Genomic DNA, 20539 nt, shown 5'->3' on the forward strand with positions numbered 1-20539 from the left:
CCGCGACACCTGGACCACAAACCACCCCCACGCCACCACCAAAGCCGCACTCCGAGCACTCAAACGACACCTCACCAACACCATCTACCAAGCACTCAAAGCAGACTTGACATAGAAGCTTCTTTCGCAACACCTCGGCCTCACAGGGGCACCCCTCCGAATGCCGCGCTCGCCAGCTATGCCTAAACGGGCATGACAGACCGTCGATTCGGCATTTGTGGCCTATGCCTCACGGTGTCAGGCTTCTGCGCAATCGCCAGCAGCCGCGCTCGGCTGACGCCCGACTCGATTGGGTTATCGCAGATGAACGCACCCGCGCCCCGCAAGATCGCCGCCGCCACCCTCGCCGGAACCACCCTGGAGTGGTACGACTTCTTCCTCTACGGCACCGCGTCCGCGCTGATCTTCAACAAGCAGTTCTTCCCCTCGCTCAGCCCCGCCGTCGGCACCCTCGCCGCCTTCAGCACCTTCGCCGTCGGCTTCATCGCCCGCCCGCTCGGCGGTCTGGTGTTCGGCCACTTCGGCGACCGGATCGGCCGCAAGTCCACGCTGGTGGTCTCGCTGATGCTGATGGGCGTCGGCTCCACGCTGATCGGGTTGATCCCGAACTACCAGGCGATCGGCATCTGGGCGCCGATCCTGCTGGTCGCGATGCGGATCGTGCAGGGCATCGGGCTCGGCGGCGAAGGCGCGGGAGCCACGCTGATGTCGATGGAACACGCGCCCGCCGGCCAGCGGAACCGGTACGCCGGGTTCCCGCAGATGGGCACACCGGCCGGGCTCGTGCTGGCGAATCTGCTGTTCCTCGGCAGCAGCGCGGTGATGCCCGCCGACGCGTTCGCCGCCTGGGGCTGGCGGATCCCGTTCCTCCTGAGCTTCGTGCTGGTCGCGATCGGCCTGATGATCCGGCTGCGGATCACCGAATCGCCGTCGTTCACCCGGGCGGCCCAGGACGACAAGGTGGTCCGCTTCCCGCTCGGCGCGGCGTTCAAGGTCGGCTTCGGCAGGCTCGCGCTGACCCTGCTGGTGGGCGTGGCGAACTCGGCGGTCGCCTACGTGTTCATGGTCTTCACGCTGTCCTATGGGACCCAAAACCTCCATTACGACCGGCAGTTCCTGATCCTCTCGGTGACCGGATCGGCGGCACTGTGGTTCGCCACCATCCCGATCTGGACCCGGATCGCCGACCGCCACGGCAGGCGCACCATGTTCGTCGCCGGCTCGGCCGCGCTGCTGCTGTGGTGCCTCGCCTTCTTCCCGTTGCTGAACACCGGCAACACCGCGCTCGCGATGCTCGCGCTGGCGGGCATGGGCCTGGTCGTCCCGATCACCCACTGCGTACAGGGCGCGATCATCGCGGACACCTTCCCGGTCAACGTCCGGTTCTCCGGTATGTCGCTGCTGTTGCAGGGCGGCGCGATCCTCGGCGGCGGGCTCGCCCCGATGATCGCCACCGCGGTGCTCAACGCCACCGGCTCGACGACCGGCATCACCTGGTACCTGGCCGCGATCTGCGGCGTCAGCATGGTCAGCGCGATGGCCTTGTTCCGGCTGGTCCCGTCCGGCGCCGCGGAAATGGACGGACCTCGCGGCGGCGCCGTTCCGGTCATGACGCGATCGAAAGATGCCTGAATCGAGGCTCTTTCCGCGGTCGCCGATGACCCGTCTGATCAAACTAGTCTGTTTAGACTATACTGATCGGACTCGATCGGAGACGTGCTCATGCGAACCCTCACCATCCTCGGGCTGGCCGTGCTGCGACTGCTCAGCCAGCAACCACAACACCCCTACGAAGTCCGGCAGCGCCTGCGGGAACAAGGGCTCGACCACTTGATCAAGGTCACCCACGGCGCGCTCTATCACACGTTCGACGTGCTCACGAAGGCCGCGTTGATCGAAACGGTCGAGACCACCCGGGAGGGCAAGCGCCCGGAGCGGACGGTTTACGCGATCACCGATGAAGGGCGCGAGGTCGCCCTCGAACGGCTGCGGGAACTGCTTTCCACGCTCCAGCCGGAGTACCCGACCTACTGCGCCGCACTCGCGTTCATGTCGTTGCTCCCCAAGGAGGACGCGGTCACGCAACTGGAGCATCGGGCCGTACTCCTGGAGGCGTCGCTGGCGTCCGCGACGGCCGGGAGCGACGCGCTCGTCAAACGGGGCGTGGCGGCGATCGACATCGTCGAACTCCGGCACCTGCAAGCACATCTGCGCGCCGATCTGGACCTGACGCGCGCGATCGTCGAGGACATCCACGAGGGACGCCTGGACTGGCAGCCCGGCGAACGAGCGACCGAAGAGAAAGCGGACTGATGAGCAAGCTGCGGGGGAATCCCTGGGCCGTACTGGTGGCCCTCTGCCTCGGGTTCTTCATGACCCTGCTCGACACGACGGTCGTCGGCGTCGCGATCCCGAACATCGTCGAGCGGCTGGGCACCTCCTACAACGAGGTGCTCTGGGTCAGCAACTCCTACGTCCTGGTGCTGGCGGTCTTCCTGATCGCCGGCGGCAGGCTCGGCGACCTGTTCGGCAAACGCGGTGTCTATCTCGCCGGGGTCGCGGTGTTCACGCTGGCGTCCCTGCTGTGCGCGCTGGCGCAGGGCCCCGGCCAGCTCATCGCGGCCCGCACGCTGCAGGGCCTCGGCGCCGCTTTGCTGATCCCGCAGACGATGTCGATCATCATGAGCGTCTTCCCGCCGGAGCGACGCGGAACCGCGCTGGGCGTCTGGGGCGCGGTGGCCGGCGTCGCCACCATCACCGGGCCGCCGCTGGGCGGCTTCCTCGTCGGTGCGCTCGACTGGCGCTGGATCTTCACCATCAACGTGCCGCCGGGCATCCTGATCCTCGTGTTCGCGCCGATGATCATCCCGGCGGGCGCCAAGCCGCCGAGGACCGGCCGCTTCGACGTGCCCGGCGCGGTGCTGGTGATCCTCGGCCTGTCCTGCCTGGCGTTCGGCCTGCAGGAAGGGCAACGCTACAACTGGGGCACGATCTGGTCGTTCGTGAGCATCCCACTGCTGCTGGTGCTCGGCGTGGCGCTGCTGGTCGCGTTCGGCTTCACCCAGCGCAGGCCCGGCACGCGCGCGCCCATGGTGCCGTTCGCGCTGCTGACCGACCGCAACTTCAGCCTGATGAACGCCGGTGCCATCGGGTTGTCGGTCGGCATCATGAGCATGGCGATCGGCTTCCAGCTCTACGCGCAGTCCGTGCTGGGCTTCTCGGCGCTGGCCGCGGGCATGATCAGCCTGCCGATGTCGGCGATCTCCGTGGTGCTCGGCCCGTACGCGGGCAGGCTCAGCGACAAGGTGGGCGGCAAGCCGATCGTCGTCACCGGCCTGCTGCTGTTCGGCATCGGCCTGCTGATCTTCTCTCTCACGTCCACTGTGGACAGTACGGTGTGGACACTGCTGCCCGCGATGATCGTGATGGGCCTGGGGCTCGGCGCGACGTTCGCACCGCTGACCACCGTGGCGATGTACGACGTGCAGCCGATGATGGCGGGCTCGGCGGCCGGCGTGCTGAACGCGACGCGGCAGATCGGTGCGGTGCTCGGCACCGCCGGTTTCGGTGTGCTGCTGCAGAACCAGCTCGTCGGCAACCTGGTGACGCGTGCCGAGTCGGTGGCCGCGGCGCTGCCTCCCGAGGTGCGCGGGGAATTCGTCGACGGCGTGCGGCGGGCCACCGGCAGCGGCCTGGACTTCGCCGAACTGCAGGCGGGCACCGCGGTGCCGGTCCCGAGCGGGACCACCCCGGCGGTCGCCCAGCGGATCTCGGCGGCGGCGAACGAGGTGTTCTCCGGCGGTTACGTCGCGGCCATGCACGGCGCGATGGTCCTGCCGATCGCCGCGGTACTCCTCGGCGCGATCTGCGCACTGCTGGCCAAGCGCAGGCGGCCACCGGCTCCGGCCGCACCGGACAGCACGGCGGAACAGCTCTCCACCCCGGCGCGGTAGGGCAAAAAACCCCTCTTGACCAGGCTCGCGAGGCGCGACGATGCTGGGAGTCTTGTCTGTTTTTCCGGAGGGGAACAATGCGACGACTCTTCGTACTTCTCTGCGCCCTTTTCCTGCTCGCGACGGCCGTCCCCGCGGCGGCCGATACGCCGCCCGATCCGGTTCCCGGCGAGAGACCCCCGCTGGGGATCACCTGGGCGACCGGGGATCCCTACTGCGTCTACCAATGGGGCGAGAACGCCGTGAAGGCCGCGGCGGACCAGCTGGTCAGCTCGGGGCTGCGTGACGCCGGATACGAATACGTCATGCTCGGCGACTGCTGGCAGGCGGCCCAGCGCGACGCCGACGGCAAGCTCACCGCCCGCGCCGGTTTCCCGTCGGGCATCCCGGCGCTGGTGGACTACGTGCACTCGCGCGGGCTCAAGATCGGATTCTACAGCGGTACGGGGGCGACGACCTGCAGCCGCCAGGCGGCGGGCTCGCTCGATCACGAAGACCTCGACGCCCGGACCTTCGCCGACTGGGGAGCGGATTACCTGCGCTACGACACTTGTTACAGCGTCAACGGTGACGCTCCCGCGCGGGTGAAGAAGATGGCGGACGCGCTCAAGCGCACCGGCCGTCCGATCACCCTCGAAATCGACGACTACGACCGCGAGCAGAAGCCGTGGCTGTGGGCGCGGGCGGCGGGCGCACAGGTCTGGCGCACCTACAAGAACTCGACCAACAACTTCGGCTACTCGGCGAACAGTCTCGACAAGCAGTACGGGCTCGACGGCTACAAGGGCCCGGGCGGCTGGAACATGCCGGGCCCGTTCACCTTCAGCTACCTCGACACCGCCGAGCGCCAGGCCAAACTCGGGCTGTGGGCGGTGCTCAACGCGCCGCTGGTCGCCGACATGGCGCTGACGGCCGACACCACGCTCCCGGCCGCCGAGATGAGCAACCGCGACATCATCGCCGTCCAGCAGGACTGGGCGGGTGTCGCCGGGCGCAAGGTCCGCGACACCGGCTGGACCGAGGTGTGGACGAAACCGATGTCCGACGGCTCGGCCGTCCTGGTGCTGTTCAACCGCGGCGAACTGGCGGCACCGATCACCACCTCCGTCACCGACGCCGGACTCCCGGCCTCGTCCGGCTATCGCGTGCGCGACCTGTGGACGGGCGACGAGACCGTGACGACCGGCGCGCTCGGCGGCACCGTCGGGCGGCACGCGGCCACCGTGCTGCGGGTGTGGCCGACGAACGTGGCCGCCGCACCGCGGACATCACTGACCGTCGACCTGCCCGACTCCGTGCCGCCGTCCCAGCCGGTGACCACCACGGTCAAGTTCACCAACTCCGGCTCGGCCCCGGTCACCGGAGCCCACCTGCGTGTGACCGCACCGGCGCAGTGGCAGTTCGAGGGCCCCGCCGAAGCGACCACCGGGACCGTCGAACCAGGTGCCACCTGGGAAACCGCTGTGACGCTGCGCCCGGTTTCGACCGCCACCGAGCCGTTCAAGATGCCGGCCACGGTGACGTACACGACCGCGCAGGGCCCGCGGACCGCGACCGCGTCGGCCGAGTCACCGCTCATGCTCGCGCCGAATCCGCCGTACAGCAACGGATTGCTGAGCACCCAACCGTGGATTTCCACGGAGAACGGCCTCGGCCCGGTCGAGCGGGACAGCGTCGACAACGGCCACCCGTTCACGATCAACGGCAAGGTCGAAACGCGCGGCGGGCTGGGCGCGCACGCGCCGTCGGTCGTGCGGTACTACCTCGGCGGCAAGTGCAAGCAGTTCACCGCGACCGTGGGGATCGACGACCGCGGCCCGAACGGGACCCTCGGGTTCCGGGTGCTCGGGGACGGCGTCGAACTGGAGGCCACGGGGAACATGCGGCACGGGGACGCCGCGCAGCGTCTGGTCGTGCCGCTGACGGGCGTGCAGGTGCTCGCGCTCGCCGTGGACGACGCCGGCGACGGTTCCGCCGATGACTGGGGTGACTGGGTGATGCCGTACATCAGCTGCTGACCGCAGTCGTGAGTGGCGTTTCGGGTGCTAACCCGAAACGCCACTCACGACCCGGGTGTCTGCCCCGGACGCAGAATGTCACCGCAGGACCGCAGATGCGCGACCGCGTTGACCGCGACGACCTTCTCCGTCTCGGTGGTGACGTACTTCCGCGCCTCGGCGAGCAGCGCGGGATCCCGCACGAGATCCTTGCGCACCCAGACCCCGACGTCACCGAACGCCGCCGGCCCACGCGGGCTGCGGTAGAGCACCTCGTACTCCTGCTCGAACCGCGGGTCCTGCGCGAAGCCGAGCGTGGTGTCCCACGTGCCGATGAGCGAAATCAGCTCCGGCCTGGCCTCGTCGAAGACGTAGCGGCGCTCTCCGGCGAAATCGGCGGTGCGGAGGAAGTCGGCGATGACGCGGTCGGCGAGACCGGCGAGGTCGATCACCTGGAGCCTGCTGACCAGTGCCATCCCGCCGAGATCGATCACGCCGACCTTCGCGGAATCGGGCAGCCTCAACAGATCCGCCACACCGTTGGTCACCCTGGCGTCGCGCTCGACGACGCTGCAGAACGGCGTTTTCGGGGTGTCACGGTAGTTCTTGCCCTGCGTGTAGAAGCCGTTGACCGACGACGCCGCCGCGATGACGAGCGTGATCGCCAGCAGGACACGACCGCGGATTCGGGCCCGGCGCAGGGTTTCGACGATCACGATCGTGCCGCCGAGCGTGCCGAGCGCCCAGATCGGGGTGGCGAACCGGAGCTGCCCCATCCAGTCGGCCTGCAGGACACAGAAGGCGATCACCGACAAGGCGAACGGGACCAGCAGCGCGACCATCGCCGCGCGGAGCTTGGACGGCTTCTGCATCACCAGCGCGAGACAGACGACCGCCACCGCGACCAGCAACCAGCCCGCGTACTGGAGGACCGTCCCGGCCTTGGCGATGTCGCCGATAGCCGGGAGCGGCTGCGCCTTGGCGACCGCGGTGTTGGGCAGCAGGCGCCCGTACTCGATCCAGCGGAAGAGCAGGTAGCCACCGAAGGGAACGACGAACCCGGCCGCCGACAGCAGTACCGCGCGGATGGCGGCGGGCACACCGCCGCGGCGGGTGAACAGCGCGACGACGATCGGGAACGCGGCCGCGTAGATGACCCCGTCCGGGCGGCTCAGCCCGGCGAGGGCGGCGAGCGCTCCAGCGGGCACGGCGATCTTCGCGGTCAGCAGCGTGCCGGAGTCGACGCCGCACAGGACGACCACGGCGAGCGCGGTGGCCGTGAGCGCGTAGACGGAGTTCTCCAGGCCGGAGAAACACCAGATGACGAACGAGGGGTTGGCCGCGAGCGCCGCGCCGGCGATCAGCGTGACCAGGGCGGGCCGCGATGTCACGCGCTTCGCCGCGACGTACACCAGCGCGAGGATTGCCGCGCAGCAGAGCAGCGCCAGCCCCTTGGGGAACAGGACGTAGTCGGGGATGCCGAAGATCGTGCCGCTGTCGAACAGGCCGAGCAGTTTGCCGAGTGCCAGCAGCACCATCCAGACCGGGTTCGAGAAGCCCTCGACCGGTTCCACTCCCGGCTGCAGCACCGACCCGAAACCGTCGGCGAGGTTCCGGGAATACGCAAAAGTGATCGCCGCGTCGTCGATCATCCAGTTTCCGTAGAAACTCGCGTGGACGGCGATCAACACCGTACCGACGACGACCGCGGCGAATGCTCCCGCGAACGACGGGAAACTCCGGCGTGAGGACGCCGCACCACCGGGTCTCCGCCGGTTTCCGTCGTGGCCGGGCTCCGCCACCGTCGGCGGGCCGGCCAGTTTCACACTGTTCACTCGAAATACCCCCAATTGTCCCGGTTCGATAATTCGGCGGCAGCACGCCGATTACCCGAGAAACCCCATCGTTACTCAACAGATGATCCGGCCGGCAGAAGCCGCACCCGAAGATCATCACCCCGGACGGGGATACTACAGCACGGAAAAACGATCTTCGCTTCCGGAAGAAGGAACCCGTGAATTCATTTCGGTCGGACGTCGACGGATAATGGGAAAATCACCGAACCGCGTCACGCCGGAAGGTGGCTCGGTAGTCCCTGGGCCGCCGTCCCGTGTGCTTCGCGAAAAGAGCGGCGAACGTCCCCGGGTCCCGGTAGCCGACGGCGGCACCGATCCCGGCGACCGTACGGTCCGTCGTCTCCAGGAGGTGGCGGGCGCGCCGGACCCGGGAGGAATGCAGGTATTCGAGCGGGCTCTGCCCGGCTTCCGCCGCGAAGCGCCGCAACATCGTCCGGGTGCTGACGTTGAACCGGTCGGCCAGGGCGGCGAGGTCGTATCGGGCGGCCAGGTTCTGGTCGAGCCAGCGCATGACCGGGCGGGCGAACCCGTTGCCCGGCTTTGGAAGCAGCCTTGCGTCGACGTAAGGCTGCTGCGAGGACCGCGCGTCGTCGACCAGCGCCACCCGTGCCGTCGTCCGTGCCACCCCGTCGCCGCTGTGTTCCCGGATCAGTCCGAGCGCGAAGTCGTACATGGCGCTGAAGGCCGCCGTCGTCGTCACTCCCCTGTCGGTGACGACGAGATGTTCAGGCTGGACCAGGGCTTCAGGACGACGTCGAGCCAGCTCGTCCGCGAAGAGCCACGAGGTGGTGGCGCGGCGATGGTCGAGCAGTCCGGCCTCGGCGAGCAGGAATGCGCCGACACAGATGGACACGACGACGTTGCCCGCGGCGGCGTGGGAGTGGATCGCCTCGATCTCCCCCGCGAGGTTCGCCAGTTTCGCGCCGATGTCCTGGCCAGGCACGTACTCGAATCCCGGCACGACGAGGACGTCGACCTCGCGCAGCGCCGAGACGGTCAACGTGACACCGCCCGACGCGACGACCCGGCGGCGGGGCGAGACGACGGAGACCTCGTACCCGGCCTGGTCCGGCCCGGCGACATACGTGGCCATGGTGAGCAGGTCGGGAACACCGAAGACTTCGGACGCGAAGCAGCCCGGGTACGCCAGGACACCGACTCGCAACACGTGGCGAGATTACCCCGATATCCGGCGATCCGGCCCATTCCGCCGGCGGCCACGCTGGTCGAGGCTGCTGCCATGCGCGAACATTCCGACGATGCGATCGCCGATTTTTCCCACCGCTCGCTGGAGGTGGACGGCGTGACGAAGACGGTTCACGTCGCGGGTTCCGGCCCCGGCGTGGTGCTGATGCCGGAAATGCCCGGCATCAGTCCCGACGTCCTCCGGTTCGCGCGGTGGGTGCGCGACGCCGGGTTCACCGTCTACGTCCCCTCGCTCTTCGGGGTCGACGGCGCCTATCCCACCGCCGAGGCAGGTGAGGAAGTGGTCCGCCGAGCCTGCGTCAGCGCCGAATTCCGGGCGTTCGCCGGAGGCGGCACCAGCCCCGTCACACGGTGGCTGCGGGGGCTCGCCCGGATCGCCCACATGGAATGCGGCGGTCCCGGAGTCGGCGCGATCGGTCTGTGCTTCACCGGCAACTTCGCGCTCACGATGGCACTCGAACCCGCCGTGATCGCCCCCGTGGTCAACCACCCGTCCCTGCCGCTGGACGACCCGGGCGGGCTCGAACTCGACGACGAAGACGCGGCCGCGCTGCGGGACCGGATCTCGCGCGACGGCCTGAAGGTGCTCGCCTACCGCTTCGAGGGCGACCGCTGGTGCACCGGACAGCGGTTCGCCGCTTACCAGGCGTTACTCGGTGATGCCTTCGACGGGCGGGTCCTGCCGGACACCGCCGCGAACACCGATCCGCCACCGTTCTTCCGTGACGTGGTCGGCACTCCGCACAGCGTCGTGACCGCCCACCTCGTCGACGCCGAAGGCCATCCGACGCTGCGGGCCAGGGACGAGATCCTCGCGTTCCTCACCGAGCGCCTGTAGAAAGGAGAACGACATGCGCCGAGCCGACGTCTCCGACCACAGTGCGATCGTCGACCGTGTCCAGCGGTGGTGGGGCGACTCGCGCACTCCCGCCGAAGCCCGCGAACTCTCCCTGCTGCTGCCCAAGCTGTTCCTCCAGTTCTTCTCCAGTACGAGCCTGGTCCTGGAGGACGAAACCGGTATCAGGGCGTTTCTCGTCGGCTTCCACGCCCCCGACAACGACACCGAGGCCTACATCCACTTCGTCGGTGTGGACCCGGAACTCCGCGGGCAGGGGACGGCGCGCCGGCTGTACACGACCTTCTTCCAGCGCGCCGCCGAGTCGGGCCGCACGGAAGTCCGCGCGATCACCTCCCCGGCGAACACCGGTTCCATCGCCTTCCACCGCGCCATGGGGTTCACGCTCGAAACCGGCGACCGGGTGATCGACGGACTTCCCGTGCACGGCGACTACGACGGGCCCGGCCAGGATCGGGTGTGCTTCGTCCGGAAGCTCACGCCCTAGCCGTAGATGGAGGCGGCCCATTCCGGGTGGTCGATGAACGGGTTGCGGTTGTGCTGGAACTGGTCGTAGATGACCTGGTTGCGGCGCTGCTCAGTGGCGTCGGGCGGGTCCTGGGTGTTCCAGGTCAGCAGCACCGAGAGCCTGCCGATGTTGGGTTTGGAGCCGTTGTCGACGGCGTCATTGGGTTCGAGATCGGGGAAACCGTCGGTGCCGTCGTAGCGGACGGCCATGTAGAGGATCATGCGGGCCACATCGCCCTTGACCGCGTCGCGCGGCTCGAAGGAGTCGTCATCGGTGAGGCTTCCGGGCGCTTCCTCGACCGGAGAGCCACCGGCGTCGAAATCCTTGTTCCCCCGGGTGCTGTTGACCGACGCGTCCTCCGCGCGCAGGTGGTGCAGGTCGGTCCCCGGCCCGACGGCCGTGCCGAAGTCACCGTGCGACTTGGCCCAGACGTGCTCCCGGTTCCAGTCGTCCACTCCCCCGCCGTTGGCGGTCTTCGCCTGCGAACGACCGCTGTAGAGCAGCACGACGTTCGCCTTGTTGGCCGGATCCTCGTCGGTGGCCCTGATCCCGTCCCACACCTGTTCGTAGGTCAGTTTGGTGTTGGTACTGATGATCTTCTGCAACGCGGCCTTGAGTTCGGGGCCGGTCTTGCCCAGCGCGTCCTGGTAGTAGTCGTCACCGGACACCGGCCCCGCGAGCGCCGGCGGCGCGAACGCGAGCCCCGCCGCGGCGCCGAGCGCGAGGACGAACGGGATACGGCGGGCTGGCTGCATGCACAGTTCCTCTCCCCAGAGGCGCCGGCGCGGGTCGTCGTCCGCTCGACCACGACCCGGCAACGCACTAGTGATCTAGTTGGAAAAATACTGTCATGCCTGTCAATAGCCAACGGTGACATCCACGGCCGGTCACGCGACAATCGTCGTCCTGATCGTGACTCACTGGAGGGCCGTGTGGCCGGGTTGAGCGAGCAGATCCGCGACTGGATCGTGGCACCGAACTTCTGGCATCTGGCCACGGTGAACCTGGACGGTTCCCCGCAGGTCTCCCCCATGTGGATCGACGTCGAAGGCGACTTCATCGTGTTCAACACCGCCATCGGGCGGGTGAAGGAGGAGAACCTGCGCCGCGATCCCCGTGTGTCGTTGTCGTGCCTGGACACGACCGATCCCTACGACCGCGTGGTGATCCACGGCCGGGCCGTCGAGTTCGTCGAAGGCGACGAGGCGGATCGCTGTATGGACCGGCTGGCGAAGAAATACGTCGGCACCGACCGGTTCGAATGGCGGATTCCCGGGGAGCGACGGGTGAAGATTCTGGTCGAGCCGACCCGTGTCCGTCATGTCGTCGGCGTCGAGCCTTTCCGGCGTGGGCGCCTCGGTCCCGGCTGAGGTGGGTCCTTTGTGGATACTTGCCAGATACCAAGACGACGCAACCGAATGACCCACCCACTACGTCTTCGCCACATGAGATGGATCGCAGTGTGCCTCCTCCTGGTCCTGGCCGGATGCGGCGCGGGCGCGGGTCAGGCGAGGCTGGAGGCCTTCGTCGAGCTCGGCTCGGCCCCTCTCCCGGCCGGCCCGAAGTCCGCGGAACTGGGGACGCCCGCCGGCCAGGAGTTCCAGCGCGCCCTGGAACGCGCCAAGACCTCGAACCGGGACGAGGTCCGTGCCGCCTTGTCGTTCGCACCGACGGCCGATCGGCGCGCTTTCGCCTTCGTCATGCCCGGTTGCGCCGAGGACGGCGCCGAACTGACCATCGAGCGCGACACGCCGACCGCGAAGCTCACCGGCGGCGAGAACGTCAACTGCGCTACGGCGAACTACTTCCTCACCGTCTTTTCCGTCGACCGCGACTCGCTCCCGGCGGCACCGACGTTGATGCCACGCTGACTACGCGACAGGATCATCCTCGAGATCCTCGCCGACGGGGTGGACGTGTTCCTGCGCGCCTACCGCTGACGTCCTGGGGTTATGTTACAGGCGTAACATCGACTTGTGACCGACGAATCTCGCGAACAGGGCTGGCTGGTGATCAGCGTGTCCACCGCCGGCGGCCCGGACTCGCTGCGCGTCCAGGTCTGGCGCAAACTCCGCTCCCTCGGCGCGCTTTACCTGCAGCAATCGGTGTGCCTGCTGCCCGCGCGGGCGGAGGTGGTGCGCGAGATCCGCCGTCTGCTCGACCGGGTCCGGCACCAGGGCGGGACGGCGCGTGCACTGCCGATGGCGTTCACCGACCCGGCCGAGGAGCGGGCGGTGATCGCCGAACTGAACGAGGCCCGGGACGCCGAGTACGCCGAAGTCCTCGAGCGACTGCCCGAGCTTCGGCGGGAACTCGCGGACGAGCAGGTCCGCGGCAACGCCACCTACGCGGAAGTCGAAGAGTCCGAAGCCGACTTGAACCGGTTCCGTAGTTGGCTGGCCAAGATCGCCGCTCGCGACTATTTCGCCGCGCCGCTCGGCCAGGAGGCTCGCGACGCCGTCGAACTGGCCGCGGCCGAACTCGCCGCCTTCGAGGAAGCCGCCCTGCGCGCGGAAGCGCCCGAGCCGCGATGACCGGGTCGTTCTGGTGGGATCTGCTGCTCGGCCTCGCGGGTGCGCTGCTCCTGGCCTGGCTCGTGCTCGTCGTGGCGCTCGTGCTCGCCCGGCCCCGTGGCGGGCTGCTCCGGGAAGCGTTGCGGCTGCTGCCCGACGTGCTGCGGCTCATCCGCCGCCTGGCCGCGGACAAGACGCTGCCCCGCGGCGTTCGGATCAGGCTCGCGTTGCTGCTGGCCTACCTCGCCCTGCCCATCGATCTCGTCCCCGATTTCATCCCCGTCCTGGGTTATGCCGACGACGCCATCATCGTCGTCCTCGTACTGCGTGGCGTCGTCCGCCGCGCCGGGCTAGACGCCGTCCGCGCGCACTGGCCCGGTACCGACGACGGTTTCGACGCACTCGCCCGCCTGACCGGTTTTCCCACCGCCACAACCTGATCCCGTTTAGCGAGTTGTGCGCATTTCTGTCAGAGGCGTAACAACTTTCGGTCTTCCCACGGCATACCGGAGAGCTGTCTTGTTCTGTCCGGTCCCCGCCGCAGGAGGATTCGCGTGCTGAATTCCCGTCGTTTCCCGTTCCCCCGAAGATCACGGCGCGCGCTGGCGGTGGGTGTCGTCGGCCCGCTCGTCGGCGCGCTGGCGGTCGGGCTCGTCACCGTGGCACCCGCCGAAGCCGCCGTGCCCACCGGTTTCACCGACACGGTGGCGATCGGCGGGCTCAGCTCGCCGACGGCCACCGCTTTCGCGCCGGACGGCCGGGTGTTCATCGCCGAGAAGAGCGGCCTGGTCAAGGTGTTCGACTCGCTCGCCGACCAGACGGCGACGGTGTTCGCCGACCTCCGGACGCAGACACAGGACTTCTGGGACCGCGGCCTGCTCGGGCTCGCCGTCGACCCCGCCTTCCCCGCCAGGCCGTACGTCTACGTCTCGTACACCCTCGACGCGGAACCCGGCGGCACCGCGCCCCGCTGGGGTGACACCTGCCCGACCCCGCCGGGCGCCACCGACAAGGGTTGCGTCGTGACCGGCCGCGTCTCCCAGCTGACGATGGGTTCAGCAGGCACGGCCGTGAGCGAGAAACCGCTGGTCACGGGCTGGTGCCAGCAGTTCCCCAGTCACTCGGTCGGCGCACTCGCCTTCGGCCCGGACGGCGCCCTGTACGCGGGTGGCGGCGACGGCGCCAGCTTCACCTTCGCCGACTACGGCCAGGCCGGGAACCCCTGCGCCGACCCGCCCTCCCCCGCCGGGACGAACCTCGCGCCGCCGGCGGCCGAAGGCGGCGCGCTGCGTTCGCAGTCGCCGCGACGCGCCACCGGGCAACCGGTCCTGCTCAACGGCACGGTGCTGCGCATCGACCCGGACACCGGCGAAGGCGTCCCTGGCAACCCCTTCGCGAGCAGCGCCGACGCCAACGCCCGGCGCGTGATCGCCTACGGCGCGCGGAACCAGTTCCGGTTCGGCTTCCGTCCGGGTACCGGCGAGCTCTGGGCGGGCGACGTGGGCTGGGACACCTGGGAGGAGATCAACCGCATCGCCGACGTCGGTGACGCCGTCGCCGAGAACTTCGGCTGGCCCTGTTACGAAGGCAGCGCGAGGCAGGCCGGTTACGACGGCGCGAACCTCGACCGGTGCGAATCCCTGTACTCCTCCGGTGGGCACTCCGCGCCGTACTACGCCTACAACCACCGCGCCAAGGTGGTCGCGAGCGATCCGTGCCCCACGGGCGGCTCCTCGATCAGCGGCATCGCGTTCGAATCCGGCAGCAACTACCCCGCCGAGTATTCCGGCGCGCTGTTCTTCTCCGACTCCTCCCGCGGCTGCATCTGGGCGATGCAGACCGTGAACGGCCAGCCGGACGCGAGCCGTCTCGTGCCCTTCGTGACCGGTGTCAACATCCCGGTGCAGGTGCTCACCGGACCGGGCGGCGACCTCTTCTACGTCGCGCTCGGCAGCGGTGAGCTCCGTCGTGTCAGCCATCCCGGCGGCACCAACCGGCCGCCCACCGCGGTGGCCACGGCGACCCCGTCGAGCGGGCCGGCGCCGCTGACGGTGCGCTTCGACGGCACCGCGTCCACCGACCCGGACGCCGGCGACACCCTGTCCTACGCCTGGGACCTCGACGCCGACGGCGCGTACGACGACTCGTCGGCCGCCGACCCCACCTGGACCTACACCGCGGCCGCCGCCGTCGACGCCGGGCTGCGGGTGACGGACTCCCACGGCGCGAGCGCGACCACGACGGTGCGCGTGACCGTCGGGAACCCGGAAGGCCTCGACCCGGTGCCGGTCATCGACAGCCCGGCGGCCTCGCTGACCTGGTCGGTCGGCCAGACCGTGTCATTCTCCGGCCGCGCGGTCGACGCCCAGGACGGGCAGCTTCCGGCGTCGGCGCTGACGTGGCGGCTCGCGATCCGGCACTGCGCGACCAACGGCACCTGCCATACGCACAACGTCCAGGACTTCCCCGGCGTCGCGTCCGGCTCGTTCGTCGCGCCGGACCACGACTACCCGTCGTACCTGCAGCTGAACCTTACCGCGACCGACTCGACCGGCCGGACCGGCAGCAAGACCGTCGACCTCCAGCCGAAGACGGTGTCGCTGAACTTCGCCTCCAACCCCAGCCAGGCGACGCTCACCGTCGGCGGCACGCAGCAGCGCACGCCGTTCTCCCGGACGGTGATCGCGGGATCCACCAACTCGATCAGCGCGGACAGCCCGCAGAAGCTGCCCCCGCTCAACCTGAAGTACGCCTTCACCGGCTGGGCGCACGGCGGCGCGCGGACGCAGAACATCATCGCGCCTGGTACGTCCACGACCTATCAGGCGAACTACCGGCTGTGCTGGCTGTTGAACCCCTGCTGAGCGTCGCGGGAGCCGGTCGTGAGTGGCGATCGGGGTCTCCTGCTGCCGATGTCGGCGAGTGTGGAGGATTCGGGACATTGAACGTCCCAAATCCTCCACACTCGACCATGCCGAAGCACCACGCACGGCACTCGCCGAAACCGTCCATAATGGAGCACTCCAGCCCACTTTCGCGAAGCCGTAAGATCCCCGAAAGGATCGGAACCCCCACCGGAGAGGCCCCGTCGGATCGCGCATCCAGATCCCGCACGGAAGGTGACTCCGATGACCTATCCAGGCCTGCCCGAGCAGCAGAACCCCCGCCCCGCGACCGTCAAGCCCGGTGTCGCCATCGGGATCCTGATCGCGGTGATCGCACTGGTCGCCTTCTGCATCACCGGCTTCGCCGCGCCCGGTTTCCTGCTCAGCAAGGGACCCGGGCTGTCGTTGCCAGTCCCCACCTCCAGCTCGACGACGACCTCCTCGCCCACGAGCACCACGGAAAGCCCGAGCAGCACCAGGGTCAGCCGTCCGCGGATCACCACCACCCGGCGGCCGGTCCCGCCGCCGGAGCAGGGCGTTCAGGTGGTCGTGGACTTCCTCGCCAAGATCGCCGGGAGCGACAAGCCGGGAGCCATCGCGCTGGCCTGCGACGCGCAGAAGAGGTTCATGGACGACAAGATCGATTCCCTGATCCCGCTCGGGTCACGTGTTCAGGTGACCTCGGTCAACGGGACGTCCAGGTTCGTCCTCGCCGACGTCGCCGGAGTCGCCAAAGGACGGTCGGCGAAGGGCATCGTGATCTCGGATCGCAAGGCGGACGGCGGTTTCTGCATCACGACGTTCAGCATTCGCACCGCCGCCTGAGGTCAGTCGAGGCAGAACTCGTTGCCCTCGATGTCCTGCATCACGATGCACGACTCGTTCTCCTCGTCGGCGAGCAGGATACGCTGCTGCGACGCTCCGAGCGCCGTCAATCGGTCGGATTCGGCCTGGAGCGCGGCGAGGCGCTCGTCACCGACGAGACCGGTGCCCGCCCGCACGCAGAGATGCACCCGGTTCTTGACGACCTTGCCTTCGGGAACGCGCTGGAAGTACAGCCGCGGTCCCACTCCGGTGGGGTCGCTGCAGACAAAGGAGGCGTCCTGCTTCTCGGGCGGCAACGTGCGGTTGTAGTCGTCCCAGGTGTCGAACCCCTCCGGCGGCGAGGGCACGACGTAGCCCAGGATCTCGCACCAGAATCGGGCGAGACGCTCGGGTTTCGCGCAATCGAACGTGACCTGTACCTGTTTGACCGAGACCATCAGACCACCCTAATCGCTGCCGGACGGATCAAGCCCGCGGCCTGCAGATCGGCCCAGACCTGTGCGGGCACCTTCACATCGAAGGATGCCAAGTTGCTTCGTGCCTCTTCGGCGGTCCGCATCCCGACCGCGATGCCTGCGACGGCCGGATGCTGGAGCGGGAAGGCCATGGCCGCCTGGGGAAGCGTCACGCCGTGCGCTTCGCACACGTCGGCGATCCGGTTCGCCCGCTCGACGACTTCCGGTGTGGCGGCCGCGTAGTCGAAGTACGCGTCCTCGGCCGGCCGCGGCACGGCGAGCAGCCCGGAGTTGAAGATCGACGCCGCGATCACCGAGACACCGCGTTCCTCGCACGCCGGAAGGAAGGTGTCGAGCGCGCTGTGGTCGAGCAGGGTGTGACGGCCGGACTGCATGACCACGTCGACATCGGCCTCCCTGACCAAAGTGGTCAGCATGGCCGTGTCGTACATGCCGGCGCCGATCGCGCCGACGATCCCTTCCGACCGCAGCTCCGCGAGGGCCGGATAGCCGTCGCGCAGCGCGTCTTCGAAGTACTCCTCGGCGTCGTGGAGATACAGCACGTCGATCCGGTCCAGGCCCATCCGCTCCAGTGAATCCTCGACGCTGCGCCGGATCCCGTCACGGGTGAAGTCACGGACCCGGCGGTGCGCGGCGGGGACGTGGAAACCGGCCGGATCCAGCTTCCCGTCCGGGTCCTGGGGAATCAGCAGACGGCCGACCTTCGTCGACAGGACGTAGGAATCACGCGGCCGCGAGCGCAGGAACTCGCCGATGCGGCGCTCGGAATGCCCGATCCCGTAATGCGGTGACGTGTCGTAATACCGGATCCCGCCGTCCCAGGCCGCGGCCAGCGCCCCCGCCGCGGTGTCGTCGTCCAAGGGCGCGAACAAGCCCCCGAGCGGTCCACCCCCGAAACCCAGCCTCGTCACCTCGACGTCGGTACGCCCGAGTCGCTTCGTCTCCATCCGTGGCCCCCTCGATCGGCTCGCCGATCACCGTGCCACATCCGGGCGCTTCGCTCGCGCGATTTATTCGCCGGGCCAGTCCGCGCACGTCACGACCCCGAACCCGCGGCTCGGGAAGACCGCGTCCACGAAGAAGTCGTGCATCGCCTGATCGCCGTCGGCGCAACCGTCGCGCAACACGGTCACGTGGTAGCCGCGATCCGCCGCGTCGTAGGCCGTCGCGGCCACCATCGCGCTGGTCGCGACCCCGGCGATCGCCACGGTGTCGACGCCACGGGCACGGAGCACCAGATCGAGATCGGTGCCGGCGAACGCGCTCGCACGGCGCTTCAGCACGACCACGTCCTCGTCGGCGACCGGCAGATCGATCTCGGTCCCGGCCGATCCCTCGTGGAAGGTGTCCCCCGCTTCGTGGAACGACTTGAACAAGGCGTTCCCGGCGGGCAGGTCGGCCCCGTTGCCGCGGAGTGCGAAGTGGACGAACACGACGAGCGCACCGGCCGCCCGCGCACGCGGCAGCAGACTCTTGATCGGCGGCAGGACTGTTCCGGTGAACGGGTAGTTGCCCGTGATGCCTCGTTGCAGGTCACCGATGATCAACGCGGTGGTCATGCGGGCAAGCTACCCGATCGTCCGTATACAACCGGCCACGCGAATGGCTAGCCTCCGGCGGGTGAGGATCAAGAGTGTGCTGCTCGCCGTCCTGGTGACCGCCGGAATCGTGATTCCCCAGCCCGCCGTCGCCGCGGCGGATCCGTCGGGCTGGGTGGCGCCGCTCAGCACGCGCGGCCGCTACATCGTCGACGCGGCGGGCGACCGGTTCAAGCTGAAGGCCGCCAACTGGCACGGCGCGAGCGGGACCTGGACCGGTTCGGGCGACGTGAACGATCCGGCCGCACACCACGCCGGCGAGATCGCCTACCAGACCCCGCTCGGGCTGGACCGGGCGTCGATCGACACCGTCATCGACGGGCTCGCGGAGCTGGGCCTGAACAGTGTCCGGCTACCTTTCTCCAACGCGATGATCCACGACACCAGGCCGGTTCCCGACCTCCCGGCGAATCCGGAACTGCGCGGCTTGACCCCGTTGCAGGTCTACGATCGCGTCGTCGCGAGGCTGACCGCACGCGGATTCGCGGTGATCCTCAACAACCACACCACGACCTCCCGCTGGTGTTGCGGTCTCGACGGCAACGAGCGCTGGAACACCGCGCAGACCGAGCAGCGCTGGCAGGACGACTGGCTGTTCATGGCCCGCCGCTACGCCGCGAACAAGCGCGTCGTCGGCGCCGACCTGTACAACGAGGTCCGCCGCGACGTCTTCGACGATCCCAACTGGGGCTGGGGAAACGGCACGGACTGGCAACGCGCGAGCCAGCGGGTGGCCGACCGCATCCAGACCGAGGCCAATCCCGATCTGCTGCTCATCGTCGAGGGCATCAACTGGACCGGCGTACCCGTCGACGGCCTTCCCCACGGCAGGCCGACACTGGAGCCGGCTCGCACGCTCTCGCATACGCTCGTGGACTCAGGGAAACTGGTCTACGCCGCGCATTTCTACGGCTACACCGGTCCGAACCATTCCGGGGCGACCGGCACCGGCGAGACCCACGATCCGCGCTACCGTGACCTCTCACCCCAGCAGTTACGCGATGTCCTTCACCGGCAAGCGTTCTTCGTCTCGGCGGAGACCGGCAAGCACTACACCGCGCCGCTCTGGATCAGCGAGTTCGGCGAAGGCCGTCACACCACCGACGCGGCGAGCCGCGCCTGGTTCGAGAACTTCGTCGGCTACCTCGCCGAGACCGACACCGATTTCGCCTACTGGCCCGCGGTCGGTTTCCACGAAGGCGGCACGGGCAACGGGTGGTCGTTGCTCTCGTGGGACACCGGTGGCAGGCGCGTCGACGTGCTCGACGGTACGGACTGGCGCGGCCCGGCGTGGCGGCGGCTGGTGGACGCGCCGTCCCGCTCCGGCCGGATCCCGGACGCCGACCGGTGGTCGATGCTGAACCTCGACTACGCCGATTTCCAGGCCTCGCGAGGAGTTCGTGCCATGGCGGACTGGAATCCGGGCGCCCGCAAGGGTGCCTGCCCCGACGGCCAGCGCCTCAGCGGCCTCGCCCACACCGGGAACCGGGGCCTCTGCACCGGAACGCTCACCGCGCCGACGGGCTACGCCGTGGTCCGCGACGAGTCCTATGTGGACACAGATTGGGCGTCCGGCTACACCAAGGTGCAATGCCCGCCAGGGCACGCCGCCGTCGGCCACAGCGTCACCGGCGCGGCGTTCTCCGCCCTCCTGTGCGGCCGGTCCGCCACCCCGCTGGGCCGCACCGGACGGACGGTCTGGTTCGACCGCGGCGACAACCGGCCGTCCGGGAATCCCGGCGGCGACTTCGCCTCGGGCCACTACAAGGGGCAATGCGCCCCGGGCGAATACGTCGCCGGTGTCGCGTACACCGGCCGTGTCGGCTCGAATCGCACTCCGGACGCGTTGCTCTGCCGTGTCTGAGC

General features: G+C 68.9%; 19 protein-coding genes. 13 read left to right on the forward strand and 6 right to left on the reverse strand.

Features of this window, described 5'->3' with window-relative positions:
- Positions 1-303 precede the first annotated feature (303 nt).
- The 4 genes from DMC61_RS04855 to DMC61_RS04870 all read left to right on the forward strand — a co-directional run bounded on the left by DMC61_RS04855 (position 304) and on the right by DMC61_RS04870 (position 5971).
- A complete protein-coding gene (locus DMC61_RS04855) occupies positions 304-1632 on the forward strand; it encodes an MFS transporter (protein ID WP_125687159.1) in 1329 nt (442 codons plus the stop codon).
- A 90-nt stretch (positions 1633-1722) separates the two neighbouring features.
- The gene (locus DMC61_RS04860) at positions 1723-2313 is read left to right on the forward strand and encodes a PadR family transcriptional regulator (protein ID WP_125687161.1); all 591 of its coding nucleotides are present in this window, start codon (positions 1723-1725) and stop codon (positions 2311-2313) included.
- Positions 2313-3953, forward strand: a complete 1641-nt coding sequence (locus DMC61_RS04865; protein WP_125687163.1) for a DHA2 family efflux MFS transporter permease subunit — start codon at positions 2313-2315, stop codon at positions 3951-3953. Before DMC61_RS04860 ends, DMC61_RS04865 begins: the two co-directional genes overlap by 1 nt.
- Before the next feature lie 77 nt (positions 3954-4030).
- Entirely contained in the window at positions 4031-5971 is a 1941-nt protein-coding gene (locus DMC61_RS04870) for an NPCBM/NEW2 domain-containing protein (protein ID WP_125687165.1), read from the forward strand.
- Positions 5972-6015: 44 nt separating this feature from the next.
- On the opposite strand, the gene DMC61_RS04875 is transcribed toward DMC61_RS04870, so the two are convergent.
- Both DMC61_RS04875 and DMC61_RS04880 read right to left on the reverse strand, forming a co-directional pair.
- Positions 6016-7785, reverse strand: a complete 1770-nt coding sequence (locus tag DMC61_RS04875) for a hypothetical protein (protein ID WP_125687167.1) — start codon at positions 7783-7785, stop codon at positions 6016-6018.
- A 220-nt stretch (positions 7786-8005) separates the two neighbouring features.
- Positions 8006-8974 (reverse strand): GlxA family transcriptional regulator, encoded by a 969-nt coding sequence (locus DMC61_RS04880; RefSeq protein ID WP_125687169.1) that lies wholly within the window; start codon positions 8972-8974, stop codon positions 8006-8008.
- A 72-nt stretch (positions 8975-9046) separates the two neighbouring features.
- On the opposite strand from DMC61_RS04880, the gene DMC61_RS04885 reads away from it, so the two are divergent.
- Together DMC61_RS04885 and DMC61_RS04890 are read left to right on the forward strand one after the other, a co-directional pair.
- The gene (locus tag DMC61_RS04885; protein ID WP_125687171.1) at positions 9047-9850 is read left to right on the forward strand and encodes a dienelactone hydrolase family protein; all 804 of its coding nucleotides are present in this window, start codon (positions 9047-9049) and stop codon (positions 9848-9850) included.
- Between the two features lie 13 nt (positions 9851-9863).
- A complete protein-coding gene (locus tag DMC61_RS04890) occupies positions 9864-10355 on the forward strand; it encodes a GNAT family N-acetyltransferase (RefSeq protein ID WP_125687173.1) in 492 nt (163 codons plus the stop codon).
- On the opposite strand, the gene DMC61_RS04895 is transcribed toward DMC61_RS04890, so the two are convergent.
- On the reverse strand, positions 10352-11131 hold the full coding sequence (locus tag DMC61_RS04895; RefSeq protein ID WP_125687175.1) for an endonuclease I family protein: 780 nt from the start codon (positions 11129-11131) through the stop codon (positions 10352-10354). The two genes, DMC61_RS04890 and DMC61_RS04895, sit on opposite strands and share 4 nt — an antisense overlap.
- Before the next feature lie 177 nt (positions 11132-11308).
- On the opposite strand from DMC61_RS04895, the gene DMC61_RS04900 reads away from it, so the two are divergent.
- The 6 genes from DMC61_RS04900 (at position 11309) to DMC61_RS04925 (ending at position 16599) form a co-directional block, all read left to right on the forward strand.
- Positions 11309-11746 carry a PPOX class F420-dependent oxidoreductase gene (locus DMC61_RS04900; RefSeq protein WP_125687177.1) on the forward strand — a complete coding sequence of 146 codons (438 nt, stop codon included), beginning with the start codon at positions 11309-11311 and terminating at the stop codon, positions 11744-11746.
- A gap of 75 nt (positions 11747-11821) precedes the next feature.
- Positions 11822-12247: a hypothetical protein gene (locus DMC61_RS04905; protein ID WP_233594700.1), complete on the forward strand. Its 426-nt coding sequence runs from the start codon at positions 11822-11824 to the stop codon at positions 12245-12247.
- A 105-nt stretch (positions 12248-12352) separates the two neighbouring features.
- Complete coding sequence (locus tag DMC61_RS04910; RefSeq protein WP_125687179.1) at positions 12353-12910, forward strand: Chromate resistance protein ChrB; 558 nt, start codon at positions 12353-12355, stop codon at positions 12908-12910.
- Entirely contained in the window at positions 12907-13329 is a 423-nt protein-coding gene (locus DMC61_RS04915) for a YkvA family protein (protein WP_125687181.1), read from the forward strand. Before DMC61_RS04910 ends, DMC61_RS04915 begins: the two co-directional genes overlap by 4 nt.
- A gap of 114 nt (positions 13330-13443) precedes the next feature.
- A complete protein-coding gene (locus DMC61_RS04920; RefSeq protein ID WP_199749900.1) occupies positions 13444-15753 on the forward strand; it encodes a PQQ-dependent sugar dehydrogenase in 2310 nt (769 codons plus the stop codon).
- Between the two features lie 264 nt (positions 15754-16017).
- Entirely contained in the window at positions 16018-16599 is a 582-nt protein-coding gene (locus tag DMC61_RS04925) for a hypothetical protein (protein ID WP_125687183.1), read from the forward strand.
- A gap of 2 nt (positions 16600-16601) precedes the next feature.
- Here the strand turns inward: DMC61_RS04925 and DMC61_RS04930 are convergent, their stop codons facing one another.
- The 3 genes from DMC61_RS04930 to DMC61_RS04940 form a co-directional block, all read right to left on the reverse strand.
- On the reverse strand, positions 16602-17036 hold the full coding sequence (locus DMC61_RS04930) for a VOC family protein (RefSeq protein ID WP_125687185.1): 435 nt from the start codon (positions 17034-17036) through the stop codon (positions 16602-16604).
- Positions 17036-18022: an aldo/keto reductase gene (locus DMC61_RS04935; RefSeq protein WP_125687187.1), complete on the reverse strand. Its 987-nt coding sequence runs from the start codon at positions 18020-18022 to the stop codon at positions 17036-17038. The genes DMC61_RS04930 and DMC61_RS04935 overlap by 1 nt, the downstream gene beginning before the upstream one ends.
- A 63-nt stretch (positions 18023-18085) precedes the next feature.
- Positions 18086-18634 carry a cysteine hydrolase family protein gene (locus DMC61_RS04940; RefSeq protein ID WP_016333567.1) on the reverse strand — a complete coding sequence of 183 codons (549 nt, stop codon included), beginning with the start codon at positions 18632-18634 and terminating at the stop codon, positions 18086-18088.
- Positions 18635-18695: 61 nt separating this feature from the next.
- Here DMC61_RS04940 and DMC61_RS04945 point away from each other — a divergent pair, with 61 nt between their 5' ends.
- On the forward strand, positions 18696-20537 hold the full coding sequence (locus tag DMC61_RS04945) for a glycoside hydrolase family 5 protein (protein ID WP_233594701.1): 1842 nt from the start codon (positions 18696-18698) through the stop codon (positions 20535-20537).
- Positions 20538-20539 lie beyond the last annotated feature (2 nt).

The sequence above is a fragment of the Amycolatopsis sp. WAC 04169 genome (assembly GCF_003947535.1).
GTDB classification, from domain to species: Bacteria; Actinomycetota; Actinomycetes; order Mycobacteriales; family Pseudonocardiaceae; genus Amycolatopsis; species Amycolatopsis keratiniphila.